Source organism: Aerococcus sanguinicola (assembly GCF_001543145.1).
GTDB lineage: Bacteria > Bacillota > Bacilli > Lactobacillales > Aerococcaceae > Aerococcus > Aerococcus sanguinicola.
The window spans coordinates 470261-492630 of the sequence record NZ_CP014160.1 but is presented as its reverse complement, the minus strand read 5'-3'; the positions used below and the strand labels follow the sequence as shown (position 1 = coordinate 492630).

The 22370-nt window shown below is 48.6% G+C and carries 16 protein-coding genes; 13 read left to right on the top strand and 3 right to left on the bottom strand.

Annotated elements, in window-relative coordinates:
* Positions 1 to 96: 96 nt before the first annotated feature.
* The 8 genes from uxuA to AWM72_RS02195 all read left to right on the top strand — a co-directional run bounded on the left by uxuA (position 97) and on the right by AWM72_RS02195 (position 10763).
* The gene (uxuA, locus tag AWM72_RS02235) at positions 97 to 1206 is read left to right on the top strand and encodes a mannonate dehydratase (protein WP_067972534.1); all 1110 of its coding nucleotides are present in this window, start codon (positions 97 to 99) and stop codon (positions 1204 to 1206) included.
* A 265-nt stretch (positions 1207 to 1471) separates the two neighbouring features.
* A complete protein-coding gene (locus tag AWM72_RS02230; protein ID WP_067972531.1) occupies positions 1472 to 2326 on the top strand; it encodes an SDR family oxidoreductase in 855 nt (284 codons plus the stop codon).
* 404 nt (positions 2327 to 2730) lie between these two features.
* Entirely contained in the window at positions 2731 to 3582 is an 852-nt protein-coding gene (locus AWM72_RS02225) for an HAD family hydrolase (RefSeq protein ID WP_067972530.1), read from the top strand.
* 18 nt (positions 3583 to 3600) lie between these two features.
* The gene (locus AWM72_RS02220) at positions 3601 to 4251 is read left to right on the top strand and encodes a bifunctional 2-keto-4-hydroxyglutarate aldolase/2-keto-3-deoxy-6-phosphogluconate aldolase (RefSeq protein ID WP_067972527.1); all 651 of its coding nucleotides are present in this window, start codon (positions 3601 to 3603) and stop codon (positions 4249 to 4251) included.
* Complete coding sequence (locus AWM72_RS02215) at positions 4251 to 5288, top strand: sugar kinase (RefSeq protein ID WP_067972524.1); 1038 nt, start codon at positions 4251 to 4253, stop codon at positions 5286 to 5288. The genes AWM72_RS02220 and AWM72_RS02215 overlap by 1 nt, the downstream gene beginning before the upstream one ends.
* 25 nt (positions 5289 to 5313) lie before the next feature.
* The gene (gene uxaC, locus AWM72_RS02210) at positions 5314 to 6747 is read left to right on the top strand and encodes a glucuronate isomerase (protein WP_067972521.1); all 1434 of its coding nucleotides are present in this window, start codon (positions 5314 to 5316) and stop codon (positions 6745 to 6747) included.
* A 1252-nt stretch (positions 6748 to 7999) separates the two neighbouring features.
* The gene (locus AWM72_RS02200) at positions 8000 to 8734 is read left to right on the top strand and encodes an amino acid ABC transporter ATP-binding protein (RefSeq protein WP_269465296.1); all 735 of its coding nucleotides are present in this window, start codon (positions 8000 to 8002) and stop codon (positions 8732 to 8734) included.
* Between the two features lie 856 nt (positions 8735 to 9590).
* Positions 9591 to 10763 carry a hydroxymethylglutaryl-CoA synthase gene (locus AWM72_RS02195; RefSeq protein WP_067972512.1) on the top strand — a complete coding sequence of 391 codons (1173 nt, stop codon included), beginning with the start codon at positions 9591 to 9593 and terminating at the stop codon, positions 10761 to 10763.
* A 63-nt stretch (positions 10764 to 10826) separates the two neighbouring features.
* Here the strand turns inward: AWM72_RS02195 and AWM72_RS02190 are convergent, their stop codons facing one another.
* Positions 10827 to 12161 carry a hydroxymethylglutaryl-CoA reductase, degradative gene (locus AWM72_RS02190; RefSeq protein WP_067972509.1) on the bottom strand — a complete coding sequence of 445 codons (1335 nt, stop codon included), beginning with the start codon at positions 12159 to 12161 and terminating at the stop codon, positions 10827 to 10829.
* An 847-nt stretch (positions 12162 to 13008) separates the two neighbouring features.
* Positions 13009 to 14490: a threonine synthase gene (gene thrC, locus AWM72_RS02180; RefSeq protein ID WP_067972503.1), complete on the bottom strand. Its 1482-nt coding sequence runs from the start codon at positions 14488 to 14490 to the stop codon at positions 13009 to 13011.
* 212 nt (positions 14491 to 14702) lie between these two features.
* Between thrC and AWM72_RS02175 the strand changes: the two genes are divergently transcribed.
* Entirely contained in the window at positions 14703 to 15341 is a 639-nt protein-coding gene (locus tag AWM72_RS02175; protein WP_067972500.1) for a 50S ribosomal protein L25, read from the top strand.
* A gap of 1113 nt (positions 15342 to 16454) precedes the next feature.
* On the opposite strand, the gene AWM72_RS02170 is transcribed toward AWM72_RS02175, so the two are convergent.
* Positions 16455 to 17246 carry an ABC transporter ATP-binding protein gene (locus AWM72_RS02170; protein ID WP_067972497.1) on the bottom strand — a complete coding sequence of 264 codons (792 nt, stop codon included), beginning with the start codon at positions 17244 to 17246 and terminating at the stop codon, positions 16455 to 16457.
* A gap of 344 nt (positions 17247 to 17590) precedes the next feature.
* Between AWM72_RS02170 and ilvB the strand changes: the two genes are divergently transcribed.
* The 4 genes from ilvB (at position 17591) to ilvA (ending at position 22035) form a co-directional block, all read left to right on the top strand.
* Positions 17591 to 19300, top strand: a complete 1710-nt coding sequence (ilvB, locus tag AWM72_RS02165; RefSeq protein ID WP_067972494.1) for a biosynthetic-type acetolactate synthase large subunit — start codon at positions 17591 to 17593, stop codon at positions 19298 to 19300.
* The gene (locus AWM72_RS02160; protein ID WP_067972491.1) at positions 19300 to 19599 is read left to right on the top strand and encodes an ACT domain-containing protein; all 300 of its coding nucleotides are present in this window, start codon (positions 19300 to 19302) and stop codon (positions 19597 to 19599) included. Before ilvB ends, AWM72_RS02160 begins: the two co-directional genes overlap by 1 nt.
* A gap of 80 nt (positions 19600 to 19679) precedes the next feature.
* Positions 19680 to 20690 carry a ketol-acid reductoisomerase gene (gene ilvC / locus AWM72_RS02155; protein WP_067972489.1) on the top strand — a complete coding sequence of 337 codons (1011 nt, stop codon included), beginning with the start codon at positions 19680 to 19682 and terminating at the stop codon, positions 20688 to 20690.
* Positions 20691 to 20775: 85 nt separating this feature from the next.
* Positions 20776 to 22035 (top strand): threonine ammonia-lyase IlvA, encoded by a 1260-nt coding sequence (ilvA, locus tag AWM72_RS02150; RefSeq protein ID WP_067972486.1) that lies wholly within the window; start codon positions 20776 to 20778, stop codon positions 22033 to 22035.
* The last annotated feature ends 335 nt before the right edge of the window (positions 22036 to 22370 follow it).

The window sequence follows — 22370 nt, the reverse complement described above, 5'->3', positions numbered from 1 at the left end:
ATTAACGCTTATAAGGTACAATTGATATAGAACGCTGTGGATAAGTTTGGGCAACCAAAGTCCCACAAGTTTTTTGTGAAAAGGAGAAGATAAAATATGGAAATGAGTTTTAGATGGTATGGCCATCATGACCCAGTTAAGCTAGAAGATATCCGTGTCATTCCAGGCATGCAAGGTATCGTAACAGCTGTTTATGATGTGCCAGTGGGGGAAGCATGGCCCCTGGAAAACATCGAAAAATTAAAGGCGTCTGTTGAGGAACAAGGGATGCATATTTCGGTTATCGAATCAATCCCTGTCCATGAAGACATCAAATTAGGCAAACCAAGCCGCGACCAATTAATCGAAAACTACAAAGAGTCTATCCGCAACGTGGGTAAGGCTGGTATTCCAGTCGTTTGTTACAACTTCATGCCGGTCTTTGACTGGACCCGTACGGACTTAGAATACCTTCTTCCTGATGGTTCAACTTGCTTGGCTTTCTTCAAGGATGAAGCTGAAGCAGTGGACCCAATCAATGGGGACTTTAGCTTACCAGGTTGGGATGCTTCTTACACTAAAGAAGAAATGGCCCAAGTCTTTGCTGACTATGCTGAAGTCGATGAAGAACAATTATGGGAAAATTTAGAATATTTCCTTAAAGAAATCATTCCAGTGGCTGAGGAAGCTGGCGTGAAAATGGCTATCCACCCTGATGATCCGCCATACTCTATCTTTGGCTTGCCACGTATCATTACCGGCTTAGATGCGGTGAAACGTTTCTTAGATATCGTGGATTCACCAAGCAATGGGATCACTATGGACCATGGCTGCTACTTCTCAGATGGCAAGAACGATGTCGACGCCATCATGGAATATGCCTTGAAACGCGACCGGATCAACTTCGTCCATGCCCGTAACGTCCAAGCTGGCGACTGGGGCTTCATGGAAACTGGCCACTTATCTGCTAATGGGGACGTGGACTTCTACAGTATGATGGACCTCTTAGTGAAATACGGCTGGGAAGGCCCAATCCGTCCTGACCACGGCCGCCGCATCTGGGGTGACCAAACAGAAACACCAGGTTATGGCCTCTATGACCGTGCCCTAGGGGTTGCCTACATCAACGGCCTCTACGAAGCGCTCTGCCACAAGTATGACCGCAAGCCAGACTTCGGCCAAGCTGTTTATCCACACGACGAAGAATTACTTAAGAACCGTAAATAATAGAGTGTGACAAAAGTCGTTTAGGCCTGGACCACTGGAGCAAAGGATGATAGAGCCTTAACAAGGCTCGCACAGCCTTTGTGAAGTGGAGCCAGGGCTGACTTTTGGATCAGGATTAATAGTCGGGTTCGACTTGGCAGCTTTGGAGTGCTTTCGCAAGTTGGGAACGTGCAAGCGTGGTTTGCCCTTATCCCAACTTACTCCAAGCATCCAAAGCTAAGCGCCAAGTCTCACACCCTTAATTTTAGAAAGAAGGAATGCAAAGATGGCAAACAATCCATATGTTCATGATTTTTCAGGTAAAACTGTTGTATTAACTGGTGCAGGTGGGGTTATTGTTTCTAAGTTAGCAGAAGGCTTTGCTCAAGCTGGCGCTAATGTTGCTTTACTTGACCTTAACGAAGATGCAGCTAACGAAGCGGCTGAAAAGATCAACGCTTTAGGTGGCGGCAAGGCTAAGGGTTACAAGTGTAATGTTTTAGACAAGGAAAACTTAGAAGCTGTTCGCGAAGAATTGAATAATGACTTCGGCCCATGCGATATCTTAGTTAACGGGGCAGGCGGTAACAGCCCACGCGCAACTACTGATAACGAATTCCACGAAGAAGGCTTAGATGAAGAAACCACTACTTTCTTCGACTTAGATCCAGAAGGCGTTAACTTTGTCTTCAGCTTGAACTTCCAAGGGACCTTACTCCCAACCCAAGTTTTCGCTAAAGATATGGTAGGTCGTGAAGGGGCAAACATCATTAATGTTTCTTCAATGAACGCCTTCACACCATTAACCAAGATCCCAGCTTACTCAGGAGCTAAGGCAGCTATCTCTAACTTCACCCAATGGTTAGCTGTTCACTTCTCTAAAGTTGGCGTACGCTGCAATGCTATTGCACCAGGTTTCCTTGTGTCTCACCAAAACATTGACTTAATGTTTGAAGAAGACCACGAAACCTTGAAACCACGTGGTAACAAGATCATTACCAATACACCAATGGGTCGCTTCGGTGAACCAGATGAAATGGTTGGACCAACCCTCTTCTTAGCTGATGAAAAATCCGCAAGCTTTGTTAACGGGGTTATTATTCCAATCGATGGTGGTTTCGCTGCTTACTCAGGTGTTTAATCTGGGCAGCTGTTTTAGATGAATGAATGGGAAAGGCTTAAGCAGGAAAGTAACTTTGTTTAAGCCTTTTCCTTAGTGGTGGGAGTTAACAGAGCGCAGTAGTATTGATAATAGCAGTGATGAGCATTCATTACGCTTTTGAATTTGATCGTTAAAAAGCCATGGCACCGGCTCGAGCCAAGGTCTCTCACCTAGCGAGACTCAAACGGATCGTATGGCTAAAGCCTACGCTCCGTAATTCGCTTCGCTTGCTGGTTCATGGCTAACGATCAACTTCAAAGCTCCATTCCTGCTCATAAGTAAATAGCTAACTGAAAGCATAGCATCCTATGAAATCATAAATTACCTAAAATAATAATGAGAAACCACTAAAAGATATAAAAACAATTTAAGGAGGAATTATCTTGGCGAATTTACCTGAACAATTTGAAAAACAAAGAGATTACTTGGTATGTGTGGACTCTGATGGTTGTGCAATGGACACCATGAATGTGAAGCACTTTGAATATTTTGGGCCATTAGCGGCTGATGAATTTAATATTCAAAATAAAGACCAATTCCAAGAAGACTGGAACCGGGTTAACTTGTTCTCATCAACACGTGGGATTAACCGCTTCAAGGCTTTAGTGATCTGCTTGAACAATGCTAAAGAAGCTGGCGAGGACATCATTAATATTGATGCCTTAGCGGAATGGACTGAAACGACTTCATCCTTATCTAACGGTTCCCTAGAAGATACCTTGAAAGACCAAGATGATGAGTCCCTCAAACGTGCCCTTTCTTGGTCACAACGGGTGAACAAGGGGATTGAAGAAGAATTAGCTGGCAATGACAAGCCTTTCCCAGGCGCTAAGGACGGCCTTGCTGCTATTAGCCAAAAGGCAGACCTTGCTATCGTATCATCGGCTAACTCAGAAGCCCTCAATTCTGAATGGACCCGCCACGGTTTAATGGACTATGTGGACGTGGTTTACGGCCAAGAAGCAGGCTCTAAGAAAGATGCTATTGCCAACCTCTTAGAACACGGCTATGACAAGCACAAGATCTTGATGGTTGGGGACGCACCTGGCGACTTGAAGGCAGCAACCGACAACGGTGTCCTCTTCTACCCAATTGTCTTCGGTCAAGAAGAAGAAAGCTGGGCTGGTCTCGAAAGCACTGGCTTGGACAAATTCCTGAACGATGACTATGCCGGTCAATACCAAGAAAGCAAGATCAAAGAATTCGAAGACAACCTAGCTAAACACGACAAATAATTAGGAGGATATGCACTTATGGCTAAAAAAGCTGAAACAATTGTACAAATGAAAGAAAACTATCTTTTCGCTGTTATCCGTGGGGAAAGCGAAGAAGATGGCTACATTACCTCTAAAGCCTGCTATGAAGGCGGCGTGAAGAACATTGAAGTGACCTTCTCCACTCCAGGGGCTGAACGCGTGATGGCTCGCTTGGCTGAAGAATTCAAGGGCACGGACATGGTCGTTGGGGCTGGTACCGTTCTTGACCCAGTGACAGCTCGCATTGCGATCTTAAACGGGGCAGAATTTATCGTATCCCCAGCTTGGAACCCTGAAGTGGCTAAGATCTGTAACCTCTACACAGTACCTTATCTACCAGGTTGTGGGTCAGCGACTGAAATCCAAGAAGCTTTAACTTTAGGCTGCGAAATTGTCAAAGTCTTCCCAGGTGGCGTACTTGGTTCTGGCTTCATCAAAGATATCCATGGTCCACTTCCACAAGTTGAATTAATGCCTTCCGGTGGCGTAAACATCGACAACATGGAAGAATGGATCGACAAGGGTGCTTGGGCAGTTGGTGTGGGCTCAGCACTTACCAAAAACTACAAAGCAGAAGGGGCAGAAGGCGTTAAAGCAACCGCTAAGGAATTTGCGGACCGCCTAGCTGCAATCTTGGCTGATAAATAATGCTCAAAAAAGTTGTAACTCTGGGAGAGCTCCTGCTTCGGCTAACGACTGAGAGCAGTGAGCGTTTCTCACAAGCCCAAAACTTTGAAGCGACATTCGGTGGCTCAGAAGCAAATATTGCGGCCACTATCGCCCGTCTCGGCATGTGGGCCAGCTTTATCTCAGCTGTGCCTGCTAATGAAATTGGTGACGCAGCTGTTGAATTTATGCGTAAGAATGGGGTACACACCGGCTACATTCTTCACCAAGGCCCCCGTTTAGGGATCTATTTTGCGGAGAAGGGGCACTCCATCCGGCCTTCGAAGATCGTCTATGACCGCCAATACTCTTCTTTTGTGGAGTCCAAGGTGGAAGACTATGACTTTGATTTAATCTTTGAAGATGCCAACTGGTTCCACACCTCTGGCATTACAGCCGCCCTGTCACCTGAACTCTTTGAGCTCAGCAAGCAGTGCATGATTGAAGCCAAACGCCGGGGGATGAAGGTCAGCTTGGACTTGAACTACCGGGCCAGTCTTTGGGGCTTTGAAGAAGCCCGTCATGCCATGGCTGAACTGGCACCTTATGCGGATCTCTTAATTGGGATTGAACCGCTCTTCCTGCCCGATGTGGATGGCAATGACTACAAGGACAACCGCGACATCAAGCTGCCTTATGACTTCAATACTATTGCGCCGATTCTCGAGCAGATTGCTTCCCACTACAAGTTGGAGAAGATCGCTTTGACCAAGCGCAAGGTTATCAATGCCAGCCGCAATATCCTCCAGTCCTATCTCTACGATGCCAAGGACCATGAACTTTACCCATCCAATGTCTTTGATGTGGATATCATCGACCGGATCGGGGGCGGGGATGCTTTTGCAGCCGGCTTGATCTACGCCTTGAATACGGACAAGTACACTGACGCTGAGGCCATCCAGTTCGCCAATGCGACCTTTGCCTTGAAACATACCATTCCAGGCGACATGGCCATCGTTAACCTCAAGGATGTCGAATCCCTCATGTATCGGGGAAGCAACTTCGACGTCCAACGCTAATGAATTAGAAAGGGGCAATCCATTTATGCCATTTATTAATGACGACTTTATGTTACAGAGTGAAACTGCCAAGCACCTTTACCACGACTTCGCAGAAGATATGCCAATCTACGACTTCCACTGCCACCTGAGCCCACAGGAAATTGCGGAAGACCATGAATTCGAAAACGCTACTGAACTCTTCTTAGGTGGGGACCACTACAAGTGGCGTGGTTTACGTGCTATGGGCTATCCTGAAGATTTAATCACTGGGGACGCACCAGCTGAAGACAAGTTCAAAGCTTGGGCAGAAACCGTTCCAAATACGATCGGGAACCCACTCTTCCACTGGAATGCATTGGAATTAAAACGTTACTTCGGCATCGATGAAATCTTATCAGAAGATAACTGGAAAGAAATCTATGACAAGGTTAATACGAAATTACGCGATGAAAAATTAACCGCGCGTCAATTGATCAAGAATTCTAACGTGACCTTCATCTGTACGACGGACAACCCATTCGACAGCTTGGAATACCACAAACAAATTGCGGAAGATGATTCCTTTGACGTTGACGTAGTACCTGGCTTCCGTCCAGATGGGGCCTTCAAAGCTGGCGAACAAGCCTTCGTTGACTTCTTAGCTAAGATGGAAGAAGCGAACGGCATCCACATCGATTCCTTCGCTAAATTAATGGAATCCTTGGAAGACCGGATCAAATTCTTCGGTGAACACGGCTCTCACGTGTCTGACCACGGCTTGAAAGTCTTGGCTTATGCTGACTCAACCGAAGAAGAAGTCGAAGAAATCTTCCAAAAAGCAGCTAAGGGCCAAGCTTTAACAGAATTGGAATACGCTAAATTCCAAAGCGCGCTCTTAGTTGAATTGATGAAGATCTACAAACGCGAAGACTTTGTATTCCAAATCCACTTCGGTGCCATCCGCGACAACTCCACGCGTATGTTTGAAAAAACTGGCTTCGACTCTGGTTTGGACTCAATCAACGACCAAGGCAATGTGGCAGAAGCCCTCAACCGTCTCTTAGACGCTGCGGACAAGACCGACGAATTGCCTAAGACTATCATCTACCCATTGAACCCAACCTACTTCGACCTGGTTGCAACAACCTTGGCTAACTTCCAAGGCAACGAAGATGGTCAGAAGAGCCGTTGTCAATTAGGTTCTGGCTGGTGGTTCAACGACACCAAATACGGGATGTTGAAACAATTCAAGTCCTACGCTGAAGCTGGCCTCTTGATGAACTTCGTCGGCATGTTAACCGACTCTCGGAGCTTCACTTCTTATACCCGCCACGAATACTTCCGTCGTCTCTTCTGCGATTACATCGGCGATCTAGTAGAACGCGGTGAAATCCCTAACAATGACGCTCTCTTAGAGAAACTCATTACCAATGTCTGCTACAACAATGCGGTAAACTTCTTCTACGACGAAGAAAAAACCGTAGAAATTGGCAAATAACTTGCAAATTTCATAGCATTCGCTACAATAGAAGTAGCTGAAGAATGACAGAAGGGAGGACACTTACGAATGACTAAGCCAAAGCAAAGCCTAGTAAGTGTGACTCATTCCGGCCATTCTTTATGCCCAAAAATCTTATATTGTCAAATCCAACTAGTCCAGTTTATGCTGGGCTAGTTTTTTCTTATGTGCAGGAAGGAGTGACTGGATTGTTCTTGCTTTTCAATAAATTTCAGCGGAAAGGTTAAGGTGATCCAATGCCAATCAAGGCCGTATCTCGCTATTAGGCGTTACATAATAAAGAAAATAAAGAAAGAAGACCAGCTGGGCGGCTGGTCTTTTAGATGTCCTCTAACAGGTTCTAACAAGCGCACTGCAGTTAAGGAGCATTAAGCAACGCCATATAAGGCAATTGCTAACAGAGGAACAATGATAAAATATGGTATCAATAACAAGATAATAATAGAAATACTGCTTATGATTATCGTTAAGAATTGATGGGTATGATTTAAGAGAAATGTATTTCTTATAATCTGTTTGATGAAAACATACTGAGGAACAAAAGTAATGATATAGACCGTGATGAACACATATAGATCTTCCAAATCAAAGGAAATGCTTTTTAGATATTTAGGAATTATCCATCCAAAAAGAGCTATTGGCAAAAGATATTGATCAATGATGATAAATAGAATCAAACTAAGAAGCCAAATCATATAGAAGCGGGAACAATATTTAATTTGTTGCGAATTCTTAGTGTTTGATCCGAATGATAGGTGTAAAGCTAGCTTGTTTAATAAAAATTGGATGATAAATAGACTAGTTAAAATAAGCAAAATTCTCATGACTGACCACCCTCAATGAAATCGATACACTTTATACGGGCCTGCAGATACTTTATTAAGTTAAAAGAAAACGCTTTCTTTATTATTTATTTTATCATGATATAAATAAATATAGAAATATTTTTTAATGCTACTTTGTCCTTTATGCCAATGAAGGAAAGCTAAGCGCTAGCCCTCACAGCCTGTAGTCGGGTTCGACTTGGCAAACTCGGAGCAATTTCATAATTAAGAAACGAGCGAATGCTTCGCTCTTATTCTTAATTGCTCCAATCATTCGAGTCCAAACGCCAAGTCTCACACCCTTATTTTTTACTGGAAAATGCCAAGAATAGCTGTCAGTTTGCTATATATTTGTTATAATAGGACTACTTTAATTAAGAGAATGATGAGAAAGCGAAAGGATGAACATTATGGATAAAGTCATCGTAAAAGGGCTGAAGAAGAGCTTTGGCGATAATGAGGTTTTGAAGGACATTAACTTTAAGGTAGCTGAAGGGGAAGTGGTTTGTGTGATTGGCCCTTCAGGTTCTGGGAAATCGACCATGCTGCGTTGTCTGAATCGCTTAGAAGATATTGACGCTGGGGAAGTGATGGTCGACGGGGTCAATATTTCCGATCCTTCTATCGACATTAACAAGGCCCGGGAAAATGTGGGCATGGTCTTCCAACAGTTTAACCTTTTCCCACACTTAACGGTTCAAGAGAATATTGCTCTGGCACCGGTGGAATTGAATAAACTGAGCCAGGCTGAGGCGGACCAAAAAGCCTTAGAACTCTTAGAAACGGTGGGCTTAAAGGACAAGGCTGATGCCTATCCTAACTCGCTCTCTGGGGGCCAACAGCAGCGGGTGGCGATCGCGCGCGCCTTGGCTATGAGCCCAGACTTGATGCTCTTCGATGAACCGACTTCCGCCTTGGACCCAGAAATGGTTGGGGACGTGCTGGAAGTGATGAAGGACCTGGCCGAAGAGGGGATGACCATGGTGATCGTGACCCACGAAATGGGCTTTGCTCGCGAGGTGTCGGACCGGGTTGTCTTCATGGATGGAGGCTATATTGTTGAAGAGGATGTCCCAGAGAAACTCTTCAGCCAGCCTGAAAATGAACGGACTAAGAGCTTCTTGGATAAGGTCCTGCATTAATTGTAAAATAGTGGTCGCAACCATGCCTTGCTGCTCATGAGTGGATGCCAAGCTGATTTTTCTTTGCTGATTATGGAGTCGGTGAGCAGGGAAATGTGCGGTGAACTGCTATTTGCTCTTAAGACTCGCGAGCGCAAATTGGCGGCTGCTATTTGTTCTCAAACTTTTCGAGCGCAAATTGGTGAGCTGCTATCTGCTTTCGGAGCTCTCGAGTGCACATTGGCGATTTGTATCTGCTCTCAGGACTCCTAAGCGCAGTTTGGCCCTGCCCTTAGATCCTGAAATGGCTAAGGATCAGCTTCAAAGCTCCAATTCCACTCACAATATAGATGGTTAAATATCTTTTATCTACAAGGCATTAATTTTTTGATTCACTAATGCTAATAAGAAGAGAGTGTGACAAAAGTCGATCAGGCCTGAACCACTGGAACGAACTATGGGAAATCGTTGTAAAACGATTGGACATAGTTCGTGAAGTGGATGTCAGGCCTGACTTTTGGAACACGTTTTTGAAAAATATTCGCTTTTTAAAAAGAGGCCGGAACTTTTGTCCCAGCCTCTTTTTTTGCTTCTTCACTAAATGGTGCTAATGCGCATGCCTTGCGCTGTTGAATTTGGGCCTTGAATGCTTAGAGGATCAATCATGGCTTATCCCCTTTTGTACTTTATCCGTCAGTCATTGACGCTCCAGTGCTTTAGACCTGACCAAGTTTTCTTAGATGCCTCTTCTTTACCAGTTCTTAAATAAGATTGGTACATATTTGCCGATAAAGATGATAAAATAACAATTGACTATATGACGATCTCTGGGAGTTTTCCCAGGCTTTTAAATTAATCAAGTATGGGAGAAGATAGTATGCAGAATTTAGCAGTGGGTATTGATAAGATGGATTTTTATGCGCCGGGTTATTTTGTCGATATGGCGAACTTAGCCCAAGCGCGCGGGGTGGATCCTAAGAAGTTTAATGAAGGAATCGGCCAGGACCAAATGGCTGTGCCGCCAATTACGCAAGATATCGTGACTATGGGAGCCAATGCGGCTGACTTCTTGACGGAGGAGGACAAGGCGGCCATCGATATGGTGCTCGTGGGGACGGAGAGCGGAATTGACCAGTCCAAGTCTTCCGCTGTCTACATCCACCACCTGCTCGGCATCCAGCCCTTCGCCCGGTCGGTGGAGCTCAAGGAGGCCTGCTATAGCGCGACCGCTGCCCTCCACCTGGGGCTAGACTATGTGCGCACTCACCCTGAGCGAAAAGTCCTCGTCGTGGCTTCCGATATTGCCCGTTATGGCTTGGAAACCTCTGGCGAAGCAACCCAGGGGGCAGGGGCAGTGGCTATCCTCCTCGCAGCCAATCCCCGCCTCGCCCTTGTCGACCCAGACTCTGCCTTCATGACGGAAGATGTGATGGACTTCTGGCGGCCTAATTATACAGATAAGGCCATGGTGGACGGCAAGTTGTCCCTCCGCCAGTACACCCATGTTCTCGAACAGGTCTGGGACAAGTACCAGGCAGAGACAGGCCTGACCTTGGATGATTTCGAAGCGGTCTGCTTCCACCTGCCTTATACTAAGATGGGGCTCAAGGGCCTCCGCCGCTTGATGAAAGGAGCTAGCGATGAGAAGAAGGATAGTCTGCGGACCTATTTTGAAGCTAGCGAGCAGTACAGCCGGCGGATCGGGAATGTTTACACAGGTTCCCTCTACCTCAGCTTGATCAGCCTATTGGACCAGGCAGAGGGCCTCAAAGCGGGGGACCGGATCGGTATGTACAGCTACGGATCGGGTTCGGTAGGTGAGTTCTTTAGCCTGATCTTAGCGGATGACTTCCAAGCTGGCCAGGATAAGGCGGCCCACGAAGCCTTCTTAGACCAACGCGAGGAGATCTCGGTAGACCGCTATGAAGCGCTCTTTAACGATGTCTTACCGACTGATGGCAGCGAGCTGACCCTGACAGCTGAACATCCGAGCGAGACCTACTATGTCCAAGGTATCGCCGACCACCAACGGCATTATGCGAAGCGGTAAAAACAATAACTATTAAAAGCCCTCTGCCGGGGAAAACTTGGCAGAGGGCTTTTGTCTTTGATTTTATTCATCCGTCTTATTTTGGCGGAGGTCGGCGAGGAGGTCGCGGGCGGTTTCTTGGTTGATGTTGGTGCTTTCGGCGAGGGCCTTGGCGAGCTGGGCGACTTCTTCGCCTTCAGCTCCGACTTGGATGGCGACGGACCGGGCGTGGAGGGCCATGTGACCGGACTGGATGCCTTCAGAAACTAGGGCGCGCAAGGCGGCTAAGTTCTGGGCTAGGCCAATGGCGGCGATGACCTGCATGAGTTCTTGGGCGGGCAAGTGACCGAGCAAGTCCTGGCTCAGCTTGGCTTGGGGATGGATGCCGATAGACCCGCCCACGGTCCCCACAGCTAGGGGCAGGCAGAGTTCGCCCTTGAGTCTTTCATTATTTTCATCATAGGTCCAAATAGCCAGGCCGCGGTAGGCGCCGTCCTTAACGGCGTAGGAATGGGCGCCGGCTTCGATCGCTCGCCAATCATTGCCCGTGGCGAGAACGACCGCATCGATGCCGTTCATGATGCCCTTGTTGTGGGTGGCTGCCCGGTAAGCGTCCACCTGGGCCAGGTCGCTAGCATAGGCAATCCGCTGGGCCACCAGGCTTCCAGCTAGTCCAGGCCGGCTGAGCTTGCGGGCGGGAATGTCGCATTGGACGCGCACCAAACACTGGTCGGCGTGGTTGGAGAGGATGGCCATGAGAGGATCGAAGAGAGGCTTGTCATCTTCAGCCAAGGCCTGGTTGAGGGCCAGGCAGCTTTGTTCCTTGACGGCTTCCAACATAGTATTCATCATATTAGCCCCCATAGCTTCCTGTGTATCGACATCCAGGTAGATGAGGTAGAAGCCCCGCTCCTGATAGCTATAGTAGGCAGACCGGACAGCACGTGGGCCGCCGCCGTACTTGAGGATAGCTGGATAGGCAGTGCGCGCCCATTCTAGGATCGTTTCTTGGTGCTTACTTACCCAGTCAGCGAAGGCCTTCTGGGTGTTGGGATCATCGGGCCCTGTCAGGCAGACCTGGCCCGTCATTAAGCGCGAAATAACCTCCGCTTGGAAGCCAGAGCCGACACTCACAATTTGTCCGGCGAAGTTACTGGCCGCCACCACGCTAGGTTCCTCGGTCACCATGGGCACGATATAGGCCTTGTCGTTAACTTTCAAGTTCAAGCTCAGGCCCATGGGAATCTGGTAGGTCGTGATGACATTTTCAATCATCTGGTCGGCCATCTCCAGGGACATCCCTTCTCCCTCGGCCAGACTTTGGCAGGTCTCAGCAGCTAGGATGCCTGCTTCTTCTAAGACCTGCCAGCGCTCGGCCAAGGTCTTTTTATGAAAATGTCGCCAAATTTTTTTGCTCATGGTGGATTCGCTCCTTTATTATCATTGCTTTAAGTATAATATATTCCCGGTCTTTAGACAAAAGATTGGAGGGGAGTAGCTTGTTGGATGGGGACTGTGCTAGGGGCATGCGTTCCGTTTTGAGTTTGATCGTTAAATATTCTGGGGATCAACACGGCTGAAGCCGTCTTGTACTTTATCCGTAAGTCGCTAAAGCTCCAACGGCTAAAGCATAGCACCGGTTCGAGCCAAGGTCTCTCACCTAGCGAGACTCAAACGTCTCGTACGGCTGCGCCTACGATACGTAATTCGCTTCGCTTGCTCGTTCACGGCTAACGATCACTTTCAAGCTCCACTCCTGCTCATTAGTAAATTGCAAGCTGAGCCCTTAAATGATTTATTAAAAGTAAAAAAATGTGTTGTGAGGGTAACTTTGCAGACTGTGACAATGTAGTTCTGCCTTGCGCTGTTGAATTTGCTTAGCTAAGCTTTAATTCGAGCTTCTGCTTGTGTTGGGGCTTGCCAAGCCGCAGGTGAAGATTCTAATCTGTGTTGAGCCTGTCCAAGCCACACTAGAAGGTCCCAATTGTGTGTAGGGTCTTGCCATGCCACACTAGAAGGTCCCAATTGTGTGTAAAATCTTCCCAATCCTCACTTGACCATCCTGCTTGTGGATAGAAAGTTAGTAAGCCACAATTGAGGCTCTTCTCTGTGGCTTGGCTCCAGGCAATCCCCAGTCCAGGCTGGCGATTGTGGCTTCCTGGCTCCTGGTCAGAATCATTGGCCAGGTAAATTTCACCTTTCCAATAAAAATGCCCCAAATAGGCTCGAGGCACTATTTTGGGGCCATTTTTTTGAGGGTATAGTTCTAATCCTTCACAATCTTCAGCACTTCTGCTTCCATCTGGTCGATGGACAGAATTATTTTGTCGCGGATGTCAGCGGCTTCGAGTTCTTCGATGGCTTGGGGGTAAGGCACCCCGCTCAGCTCGCGCAGCTTGGCCAAACGTTCGCTGATCGAGGCTTGGTCGGCGTCTTGACCAATTGCTTGGAGGACGGTGGCTGGGAACTTATAGGGACTGGCGGTGGATACGATGACACCGGCTTTGGCGCCTTCTACTTGGTCCAGGTACTTGCGATAGCTCCGTGAGGCCACGGCGGTATGGGGGTCCATGAGATAGTCGTTTGCTTCGAAGACTTGCTTGATTTCGTCCTTAGTTTCGTCTTCGCTAGCAAATTCCCCACTGATGCCTTGGAAGGCTTGGAATTCTTCTGCGGTGACTTGGTAGAGGCCGTCCTGGTCGAGCTGGGCCATGAGGGCGGTCAAGTGGTCGCTATTGTCACCCAGGGCATGGTAGAGCATACGCTCGAAGTTGGAAGAAACCAGGATGTCCATGGAGGGGGAGATGGTGAGCTTGAAGTCCCGTTTGCGGTTGTAGGTCCCGGTCTGGAAGAAGTCATAGAGGACCTTGTTGTCATTAGAGGCACAGAGCAAGTGGTTGACAGGCAGGCCGCAGCGTTGGCCGTAGTAGGCAGCTAGGATATTGCCGAAGTTGCCGGTGGGGACGGTGAAGTCGATTTTTTCTCCGGCGGTGATGGCGCCTGCCTTAACTAATTGCGCATAGGCATAGAAGTAGTAGACGACTTGGGGCAGGAGTCGGCCGATATTCATGGAGTTGGCTGAAGAAAACTGGGCCCCTTGGTCAGCAAGTTTTTGGCGGAGGTCAGGGTCGTTGAAGAGGGCCTTGACCTGGGTCTGGGCATCGTCGAAGTTTCCCTTAACGGCGTAGACATAGGTGTTGGCGCCTTTTTGGGTGAGCATCTGCTTTTCTTGGATGTCGCTTACGCCACCCTCTGGATAGAAGACAGCAATCTTAGTCGAAGGCACGTCTGCGAAACCCGCCATGGCAGCTTTTCCGGTGTCCCCAGAAGTTGCGGTCAGGATAATAATTTCCTTATCGTTGTGGTTGATTGCCGCCGCCTGGGTCATCAGGTGGGGCAGGATGGATAGGGCCATGTCTTTGAAGGCGATGGTCGCGCCATGGAAGAGTTCCAAGTGATAGCGGTCGCCAACTTTGGCTAGGGGTGCGATTTTTGGATCATCGAATTTGTCGTCGTAGGCAGCGTCGATACAAGCGCGGAGAGCCTCCGGACTGTAGTCATCCAAGAAGGGACTAAGGATGAACTCGGCCATCTCTTGGTAGGAGTAGTCCTTGAGCTGGTCCCAATTGAGATCGAATTGCGGGAAGGATTGGGGAACGTAGAGGCCGCCGTCTGGTGCGAGCCCCTGGAGAATGGCTTGGGAAGCACTGACAACTTGCTTAGGATTGCGGGTAGATTGATAGTACATGCTGGGTCTCCTTTTTAATTTATTTAGCTTGATTCTAATAGTTATATCATAATTGAATTTTATAGACATTTGCAACTGTATTCTTGCAAAATTATGCTATAATGAGGATACATCGGATTATGATTTGAAGACTTGAAAATAGTCTATTGCTTATGATAAGATTAAAAAGTATCTATTTTTAGGTAAACGAATCGATTTCAGGAGGTAAATACATGAAATTTGTAGCAAAGAAACGTGAAGCTGCAGGGACAAACGCATCTAAGAAATTACGTCAAGAAGACTTAGTACCAGGCGTTGTTTATGCTAGCGACTTAGAACCAATCAACATCAGCATGGACCGTGCTGACGTGGAATTAATCGAACGTGAACTCGGGATCAACTCTGTGTTCGAACTTGAAGTTGAAGGCGAAGGCTCACGCACTGTCTTCCTACGTGATATCTCACGCGCAGCCTTGAAACCAATCATCTATAACGTCAACCTTCAAGCTATCAAGAAGGGTGAAAAACTTGAAATGGATATCCCAGTTTACATCGAAAACGAAGATAAACTGGCTAACCCAGACGGCGTAGCAGCCTTGAACTTCTTCGAAGTAACCGTTAAAATCGACCCAGCTACCGCACCAGAATACATCGTAGCTGACGTTGAAGGCTTAGACATCGGTGAAAACATTACCGTTGGCGACTTGACCTTCGAAGGCATCGAAAACGCTGAAATCATCACTGAACCAGAAGAAGTCATCGTTTCCATCGCTGTTCCAACTGAAGAAGCAGAAGTTGACGAAGAAGTCGTTGAAGCAGAACCAGAAGTTATCAACGAAAAAGAAGCTAAAATCGTAGAAGAAGACGACTAAAACAGGGTGTAAGCAAAGGCGGTTAAAAAGGGATGATTGGAGGCAAAAAAGATAAGAGCGGCAATAGCCGGTCGTTCTCTTTTGCTGAAGTCACTCCCTTTTTGCCTTTGCGAGCCCGACTAAACAGGGTGTGAGCAGTTGCGTTCAGACTTGAATGACTGGAACCCAAACGGAAAAGAGCGGCTTTAGCCGATCCTTCCGATTGGGTGAAGTCAGTTCAAGTCTGCAACTGCGACCCCGACTAAAACAGGGTGTGAGGGAGCGCGGTAGAAGTGGACCTCTGGAGCAAAAAGCTGGAGAAGTCTGAAAGACTTCGAAAGATTTTTGTGAAGAGGAGCCACTTCTGCGCGACCGAACCCTACTACAGGGTGTGAGGGCTCACTCAAACCCCAATGATAAGAATGTGACAAAAGTCAGTCCCCTGACTTTTGTGACCGATATTAAAAAAAGCTGGATTTCGCTCCAGCTTTTTTTAATGCAATGATTTTTTAATAGGTGGTAGTAAGTATCTGTTCTGCTTTTTAATTTAGATACTCGCTTTGTTAAGGTCCAAGACGGCTGGGCCGTCTTGTGGAGATTATTTTACCTGGTCAACCCACAATTGGGTCTTACGAGTGTGGTTTCCCACTTACTAATCCACAGTTGGGGGCTCTGATTGTGTGTTGGTGGCTAGCAAGCCTCACTCAGAAGTTTCAAGTGTGGGTTCTTCGGTAGCAAGCCACACTCGACCCGTCCAATTGGATGTTGGCATTCCCTAACCCACACTCGCGCTTTTTAATTGTGGGTCGGCAGGTTCCGATAGCCCTCCCGATAAATTTTTCAATAACAAGGGATCAATCAGGCCTCTGAGAGCGGACAGCGAACAGAGCCATCCGCCAAAAAAAAGAAGTTGCCGCTGCCTAAGTTGCAAACCAGGGCCTCGTTCGCAAGTCGCCGTTGCCCAAGTTGCAAACCAGGGCCTCGTTCGCAAGTTACCGCTGCTCAAGTTGCAAACTAGCGCTCCCTTCGCAAGTCGCTGCTATCCAACTCTCAAACCAGCCCCGCATTTGCAAGTTGCCACCACTCAACTCGCAAACCAACCCCGCATTCGCAAGTTCGCGCTAGCAAGCCCCCCTAGCGCGGGACAACGAGGACGCGCTGGTCTTTGTAGGGGAGGCAGTCGACGGCTTGGCCGTAGAAGTCGGTCAGGAGCCCATCTTGGAGCATGTCCTGGCGTGGGCCTTGGGCGAAGACTTGGCCTTCCTTGAGCAAGAGGACGTGTTGGAAGAGCTGGCTGATGTCTTCGCTGCGGTGGCTGATCATGACCAGGCTCAGGCCCTCTTCCTGGCTGACTTCACCGAGAAATTCCAAAAGCCGTTCGCGGGCGAAGAGGTCCAGGGCGTTGAAGGGTTCGTCTAAGATCAGGAGTTCCGGCTTGGTCATGAGGCCGCGGAGGATGAGGATCTTTTGCTTCTCACCCTGGGAGAGGGTAGCAAAAGGTCGGTCGGCTAAATCCTCGCAATCGAAGCGGGCCAGGAGCTCTTGGGCGGCCAGTTTTTCCTTGGGGCCGACTGCCTGGTAGAGGCCGAAGCTAGCAAAGAGGCCGCTCAGGACGATCTTGAGGACCGAATCGTTTTCGGGCAGGCGGTATTCCAGCCAGGAGGACACCAGGCCGATCCGCCGTTTCAAGCGGGAGATATTGGTCCGGCCGAAGCGTTCGCCGAGCACGGTCACTTGGCCGGCGCTAGGCCAGTCATAGCCGCTCAGGATATGGATCAGGGTGGATTTCCCTGAACCGTTGAGGCCGAGCAGGGCCCAGTGTTGGCCGGGACGGATTTCGAAGTTGATATTTTTTAGGATGGGGCGTCCTTGCCGGTAGTAGCTGACATTCTTTAGGCACAGGACGCTATCATTATATTGGGTCATGGGTCTACCTCCTTTTTACTCTTAGTCTTATAATAGCATGAAATTAAACATAAAAACCACTTTCATAAGAATTAAATGATAACATTCTAAGAAATTGTATTGACAAATGAGACAAGGCTCAGTATAATCAATTTATCGATTAAGAAAGGAGTCCCACTCATGAAAATGTCTAAGAATTTTAAACAAGTGAATATTTTAGTCATTTTACACAGCTAGGACTGGACTGATTGAGATCAGCTTCGAGTCCTATTCGGCTTTGTAGAGTGGGACATAGCATCCCATGCAAGCATTGGGGTGCTTTTATTTTAACTAAAGTGTAAGTAAGCAGAAGGATGGGTGGTTTAATGGCAAAGGAAGAAGAGACAAAGCAGGGCATGCAGCTCCTTGTTGAAGCCTTGAATGAAGAAGGGGTTGATGTCATATTCGGTTACCCTGGAGGAGCGGTCCTTGATTTATATGACCAATTCTTCAAGAACGGGACCAATCACGTCTTAGCCCGCCACGAGCAGGGGGCTGGGCACATGGCAGACGGCTATGCGCGGGCAAGCGGCAAGACCGGCGTCAGCGTGGTTACTTCTGGTCCGGGGGCAACTAATATTGTAACGGCTGTGGCAACGGCCCAGATGGACTCGGTGCCCATGGTTGTGATTTCAGGTCAGGTGGCCCAGGCAGGGATCGGTAAGGATGCCTTCCAGGAAACCGACGTGATCGGCGTCATGACCCCAATCACCAAGTACTGTGTCCAAGTCCGGGATGCCCGGGATATTCCACGCGTCATTAAGGAAGCCTTCTATATCGCCAATTCAGGTCGGAAGGGCGTTGTGGTGGTTGATATTCCGAAGAATGTCGGCCAGCAGATGGTGCCTATCGATGAAGTGAACACAGAGATCTACCTGCCGGGTTACCATCCTGAAAAGCAACAGAAGATTACGAATAATGAGCATATTCAGAATATTATGGAAGCAATCCAAGCCAGCCAAAAACCCCTCCTCCTTGTGGGTGGTGGGATTGCTAAGGCTGACGCGGAAGAGGACTTGCGTGAGTTCGTCCACACCCACAAGATTCCAGTTGTGGCGACACTCCTGGGCCTGGGAGCGGTCGATAGCAAGGATCCTTACTTCCTCGGTATGGGCGGGATGCATGGTTCCTATGCGGCCAATATGGCATTGATGAATACCGACTGTCTGATCAATATCGGGTCGCGCTTCGATGACCGGGTGGCTTCCGTGCCCGATAATTTTGCGCCGGGGGCTAAGATCATCCACATCGATATCGATGCTTCGGAGATCGGTAAAGTCATCCAACCCGACTATGAACTGATCGCAGATGCCAAGGTAGCCCTAGAAGCCCTCAATGCTTCAGCCCTATCCAACTATGAGGCCTCAGAAGAATGGGTGGCCTTCCACAAGGACAACCTGGCCAAGCACCCTATGGCTCTACCAGAAGCCCGGTCGACTATCCGCCCTGAAGCGGCCATCGCCTACCTGGGTGAGAAGACCGATGGTGAGGCCCTTGTGGTAACGGACGTTGGCCAGCACCAGATGTGGGCGGCTCAATTCTATCCGGTCCGCCACACCCAGCAGTTCCTGACCAGTGGTGGCTTGGGAACCATGGGCTATGGCGTCCCCGCAGCAATCGGAGCAGCCTTTGGGGCTAAGGAAGGTCAAGATGTCGTGGCCATTGTCGGCGACGGGGGCTTCCAGATGACCAACCAGGAACTCAATATCCTGTCGGCCTATGATGTGAAACCGAAGTTCATGATCCTAAATAACGAGGTCTTGGGCATGGTCCACCAATGGCAGGACAAGTTCTATGGTCAACGCTATTCTCACTCAGAATTCCTCGACCAAAACCCCGACTTTGTGAAATTATCCGAAGCACTAGGGGTTAAGGCGGCTCGCGTCTCTGACCCAGCTGAAATGGAAGCTGCCATTGACGCCATGCTGGCCTATGATGGTCCTTATGTCTTGGAAGTCAGGATCGCCAAGGATGAACTCGTTCTTCCCATGGTTCCTGCAGGCAGACCCAATAATGAAATGGAGGGATTAGGCTAATGGGAGCTCGTATCATTCAAACCCGGGTGGTTAACCGGCCAGGTGTTCTTAACCGGATTACCCAAACGGTCCTCAAACCAGGCTACAACATCGATACCCTCACCCTGCAATATGCGGGCGGGTCAGCAGATTCCAGTGCTGAATTTTCCATCATTACCCTGGGCATTCAATTTGCTGACCAGGCGGCAGCTGAGCTGTTAATGAACCAGCTCGAAAAGCAGATCGATGTGATCTATGCCGTCGATATCACAGACGGTCTTCCCAGCGACAAAGAGCGCGAAGACCAATCCATTTATTAGGTAGTAACTTACTCATTTGAGTAAATAATAATTACTATGGCAACCCTCGCGGTGTCTTAAAAAATTAGGAGGAAATAATTATGGCTACAATTTATTACGAAAAGGATGTACAAAACAACGCATTGGAAGGCAAGAAGATTGCCGTTCTTGGTTACGGCTCACAAGGGGGCGCGCATGCTAAGAACTTACGCGACTCTGGTCAAGATGTCATCATCGGCCTTCGCGAAGGGAGCTCTGCTGACCGTGCCCGTGAAGACGGCTTCGATGTTTTCTCAGTAGCTGAAGCCAGCAAGCAAGCGGACATCGTGATGGTACTTTTACCAGACGAAATCCAAGCAGATGTTTATGAAGCTGAAATCAAAGACAACTTAGAAGCTGGTAACGCTTTAGCCTTTGCCCATGGCTTCAACGTCCACTTCGGCACCATCAAACCGGCAGAAGATATTGATGTCTTCATGGTGGCTCCTAAAGGCCCAGGCCACTTAGTTCGCCGCGAATTCGAAAACGGCTCTGCCGTTCCTGCCTTAGTTGCAGTCGCTCAAGACGCAACAGGCAAGGCTCACGACATCGCTTTATCATGGGCTGACGGCATCGGCGCAACCCGCGTTGGGGTTCTTGAAACAACCTTCAAGGAAGAAACAGAAACCGACCTCTTCGGTGAACAAAACGTTCTGATGGGTGGGGTAACTCACTTGATCGAAGCAGGCTTTGAAGTCTTAGTTGAAGCTGGCTACCAACCAGAATCTGCTTACTTCGAAACTTGCCACGAAATGAAATTAATCGTTGACTTGATCTATGAAGGTGGGATGTCCCACATGCGTCAATCCTGCTCAAACACTGCAGAATACGGCGACTATGTGACTGGCCCACGCGTCATCGGACCAGAAGTTAAAGAAGCCATGAAAGAATCCCTCAAACGTATCCAAGACGGCGACTTCGCTCGTGAATTCGTGAATGACTACAAGAACGGCTTCCCAGAATTCTACAAGATGCGTGAAAAAGAAGCTAGCCACCAAATCGAAGAAGTAGGCGAAGAGCTTCGCGATATGATGCCATTCGTTAAGAAAAATAAAGTCGACACTAAGAATTAATTCAAGCGACCATAAAGTGAGAAGGATTGCCTATTAAGCGGTCCTTCTTATCTTTCCGGCACTTGATTTGGAAGGAAGGTATTTTATGTCTGAATTAGTCACCAAAGAAGAGGTCCTCGACGCTTATCGTAGCTTGCGCCAAGACCTCCCCCAAACCCCACTGCAATATGATAGTTATTTATCTGAGAAGTACCAAGGCCGCATTTACCTCAAGCGTGAAGACCTGCAAGTGGTTCGGTCTTTCAAGATTCGCGGCGCCTACTATGCCATCAACCAACTCTCAGATGAAGACTTAGCCAAGGGTGTCATTTGTGCTTCGGCCGGTAACCATGCCCAGGGTGTGGCCTATACCGCCCAGAAAAAAGGCATCCAGGCTGTCATTTTTATGCCAAATACCACCCCTAATCAAAAGATTAGCCAGGTGCAATACTTTGGGGGCGACTTTGTGGACATTCAGATTGAAGGCGATACCTTCGACGAAAGCAACCGGGCAGCCCACGCCTATGCCAAGGAACACGGGCTCAGCTTCATCGAACCCTATGACGATTTAGACGTGATGCGCGGCCAAGGAACCCTAGCGGTGGAAGTCCACCAAGACCTGGTGGCTGAAGGCCAACAAGCCGACTACTTCTTAGTCCAAGTGGGGGGCGGCGGTCTGATCTCCGGCGTTTCCGCCTATGTCAAAGAGGCTATGCCTGATACCAAGGTGATCGGGGTGGAACCTACCGGCGCAGCTTCCATGAAGGCAGCCTTGGACGCCGGCGAACCTACTGCTCTGGAACGGGTCGATAAGTTCTGCGACGGGACAGCAGTCGGCGAGGCCGGCCAACTCACCTTCCAACACGTCAAGGCCAAGGTCGACGACATCTGCCTAGTCCCTGAAGGCCTAGCTGCCCAAGCAATCTTGGAACTCTATACCAAGCAAGCCATCGTCGCTGAACCTTCCGGCGCCCTGAGCGTGGCCGCACTCGACCTTTTAGCTGACGACATCAAGGGCAAAACCGTCGTCTGCTTAATCTCAGGCGGGAACAATGACATCAACCGCATGGCGGAAATCGAAGAAAAAGCCTTGATCTACGAAGGCATCAAGCATTACTTCATCGTCAACTTCCCTCAAAGAGCCGGCGCCCTAAGAGAATTCGTTACCGACGTCCTCGGACCCGGCGACGACATCTCCGTCTTCGAATACACCAAGCGCAAAAGCCACTCCAGCGGCCCCGTCCTCATCGGTATCGACCTCGCCGAAGCCTCCAGCATCCAGGCCCTCAAAGACCGCATGGCCGCCTTCGACCCCAACTATATCGACATCTCAGAAAACTCGACACTGTATCAATTTTTAGTATAGGGTGTGAGGGCTGGCGCTTAGCTTTCGTTCACTGGAGCAAGTCACCAGAGCAGTCTAAAAGACTGCGGCGGGGACTTGTGAAGTGACACGAAAGCTGCCAGCCTGAACCCGACTATAGGGTGTGAGCAAGAGCGCTTAGCTTTCGAATATCAAAATCTCCTCCAGTTATTGCTGGGGGATTTTTTATATGAAATTAAAAAACTAATGCAGGCAGTAACGGACAAAAGGGGAGAGGATATGTCCGTAACTCAGGCAGAAACGGACAAAAGGGTATGCGATATGTCCGTATCTCAGGCGGAAACGGACAAAAGGGTAGGTGATATGTCCGTAACTCA

Bases quoted from the DNA above. Each gene is read 5' to 3' on its own strand.
- uxuA (WP_067972534.1), top strand. From the start codon at position 97: ATGGAAATGAGTTTTAGATGGTATGGCCATCATGACCCAGTTAAGCTA.
- AWM72_RS02230 (WP_067972531.1), top strand. From the start codon at position 1,472: ATGGCAAACAATCCATATGTTCATGATTTTTCAGGTAAAACTGTTGTA.
- AWM72_RS02220 (WP_067972527.1), top strand. From the start codon at position 3,601: ATGGCTAAAAAAGCTGAAACAATTGTACAAATGAAAGAAAACTATCTT.
- AWM72_RS02215 (WP_067972524.1), top strand. From the start codon at position 4,251: ATGCTCAAAAAAGTTGTAACTCTGGGAGAGCTCCTGCTTCGGCTAACG.
- uxaC (WP_067972521.1), top strand. From the start codon at position 5,314: ATGCCATTTATTAATGACGACTTTATGTTACAGAGTGAAACTGCCAAG.
- AWM72_RS02195 (WP_067972512.1), top strand. From the start codon at position 9,591: ATGCAGAATTTAGCAGTGGGTATTGATAAGATGGATTTTTATGCGCCG.
- AWM72_RS02190 (WP_067972509.1), bottom strand. From the start codon at position 12,161: ATGAGCAAAAAAATTTGGCGACATTTTCATAAAAAGACCTTGGCCGAG.
- thrC (WP_067972503.1), bottom strand. From the start codon at position 14,490: ATGTACTATCAATCTACCCGCAATCCTAAGCAAGTTGTCAGTGCTTCC.
- AWM72_RS02175 (WP_067972500.1), top strand. From the start codon at position 14,703: ATGAAATTTGTAGCAAAGAAACGTGAAGCTGCAGGGACAAACGCATCT.
- AWM72_RS02170 (WP_067972497.1), bottom strand. From the start codon at position 17,246: ATGACCCAATATAATGATAGCGTCCTGTGCCTAAAGAATGTCAGCTAC.
- ilvB (WP_067972494.1), top strand. From the start codon at position 17,591: ATGGCAAAGGAAGAAGAGACAAAGCAGGGCATGCAGCTCCTTGTTGAA.
- AWM72_RS02160 (WP_067972491.1), top strand. From the start codon at position 19,300: ATGGGAGCTCGTATCATTCAAACCCGGGTGGTTAACCGGCCAGGTGTT.
- ilvC (WP_067972489.1), top strand. From the start codon at position 19,680: ATGGCTACAATTTATTACGAAAAGGATGTACAAAACAACGCATTGGAA.
- ilvA (WP_067972486.1), top strand. From the start codon at position 20,776: ATGTCTGAATTAGTCACCAAAGAAGAGGTCCTCGACGCTTATCGTAGC.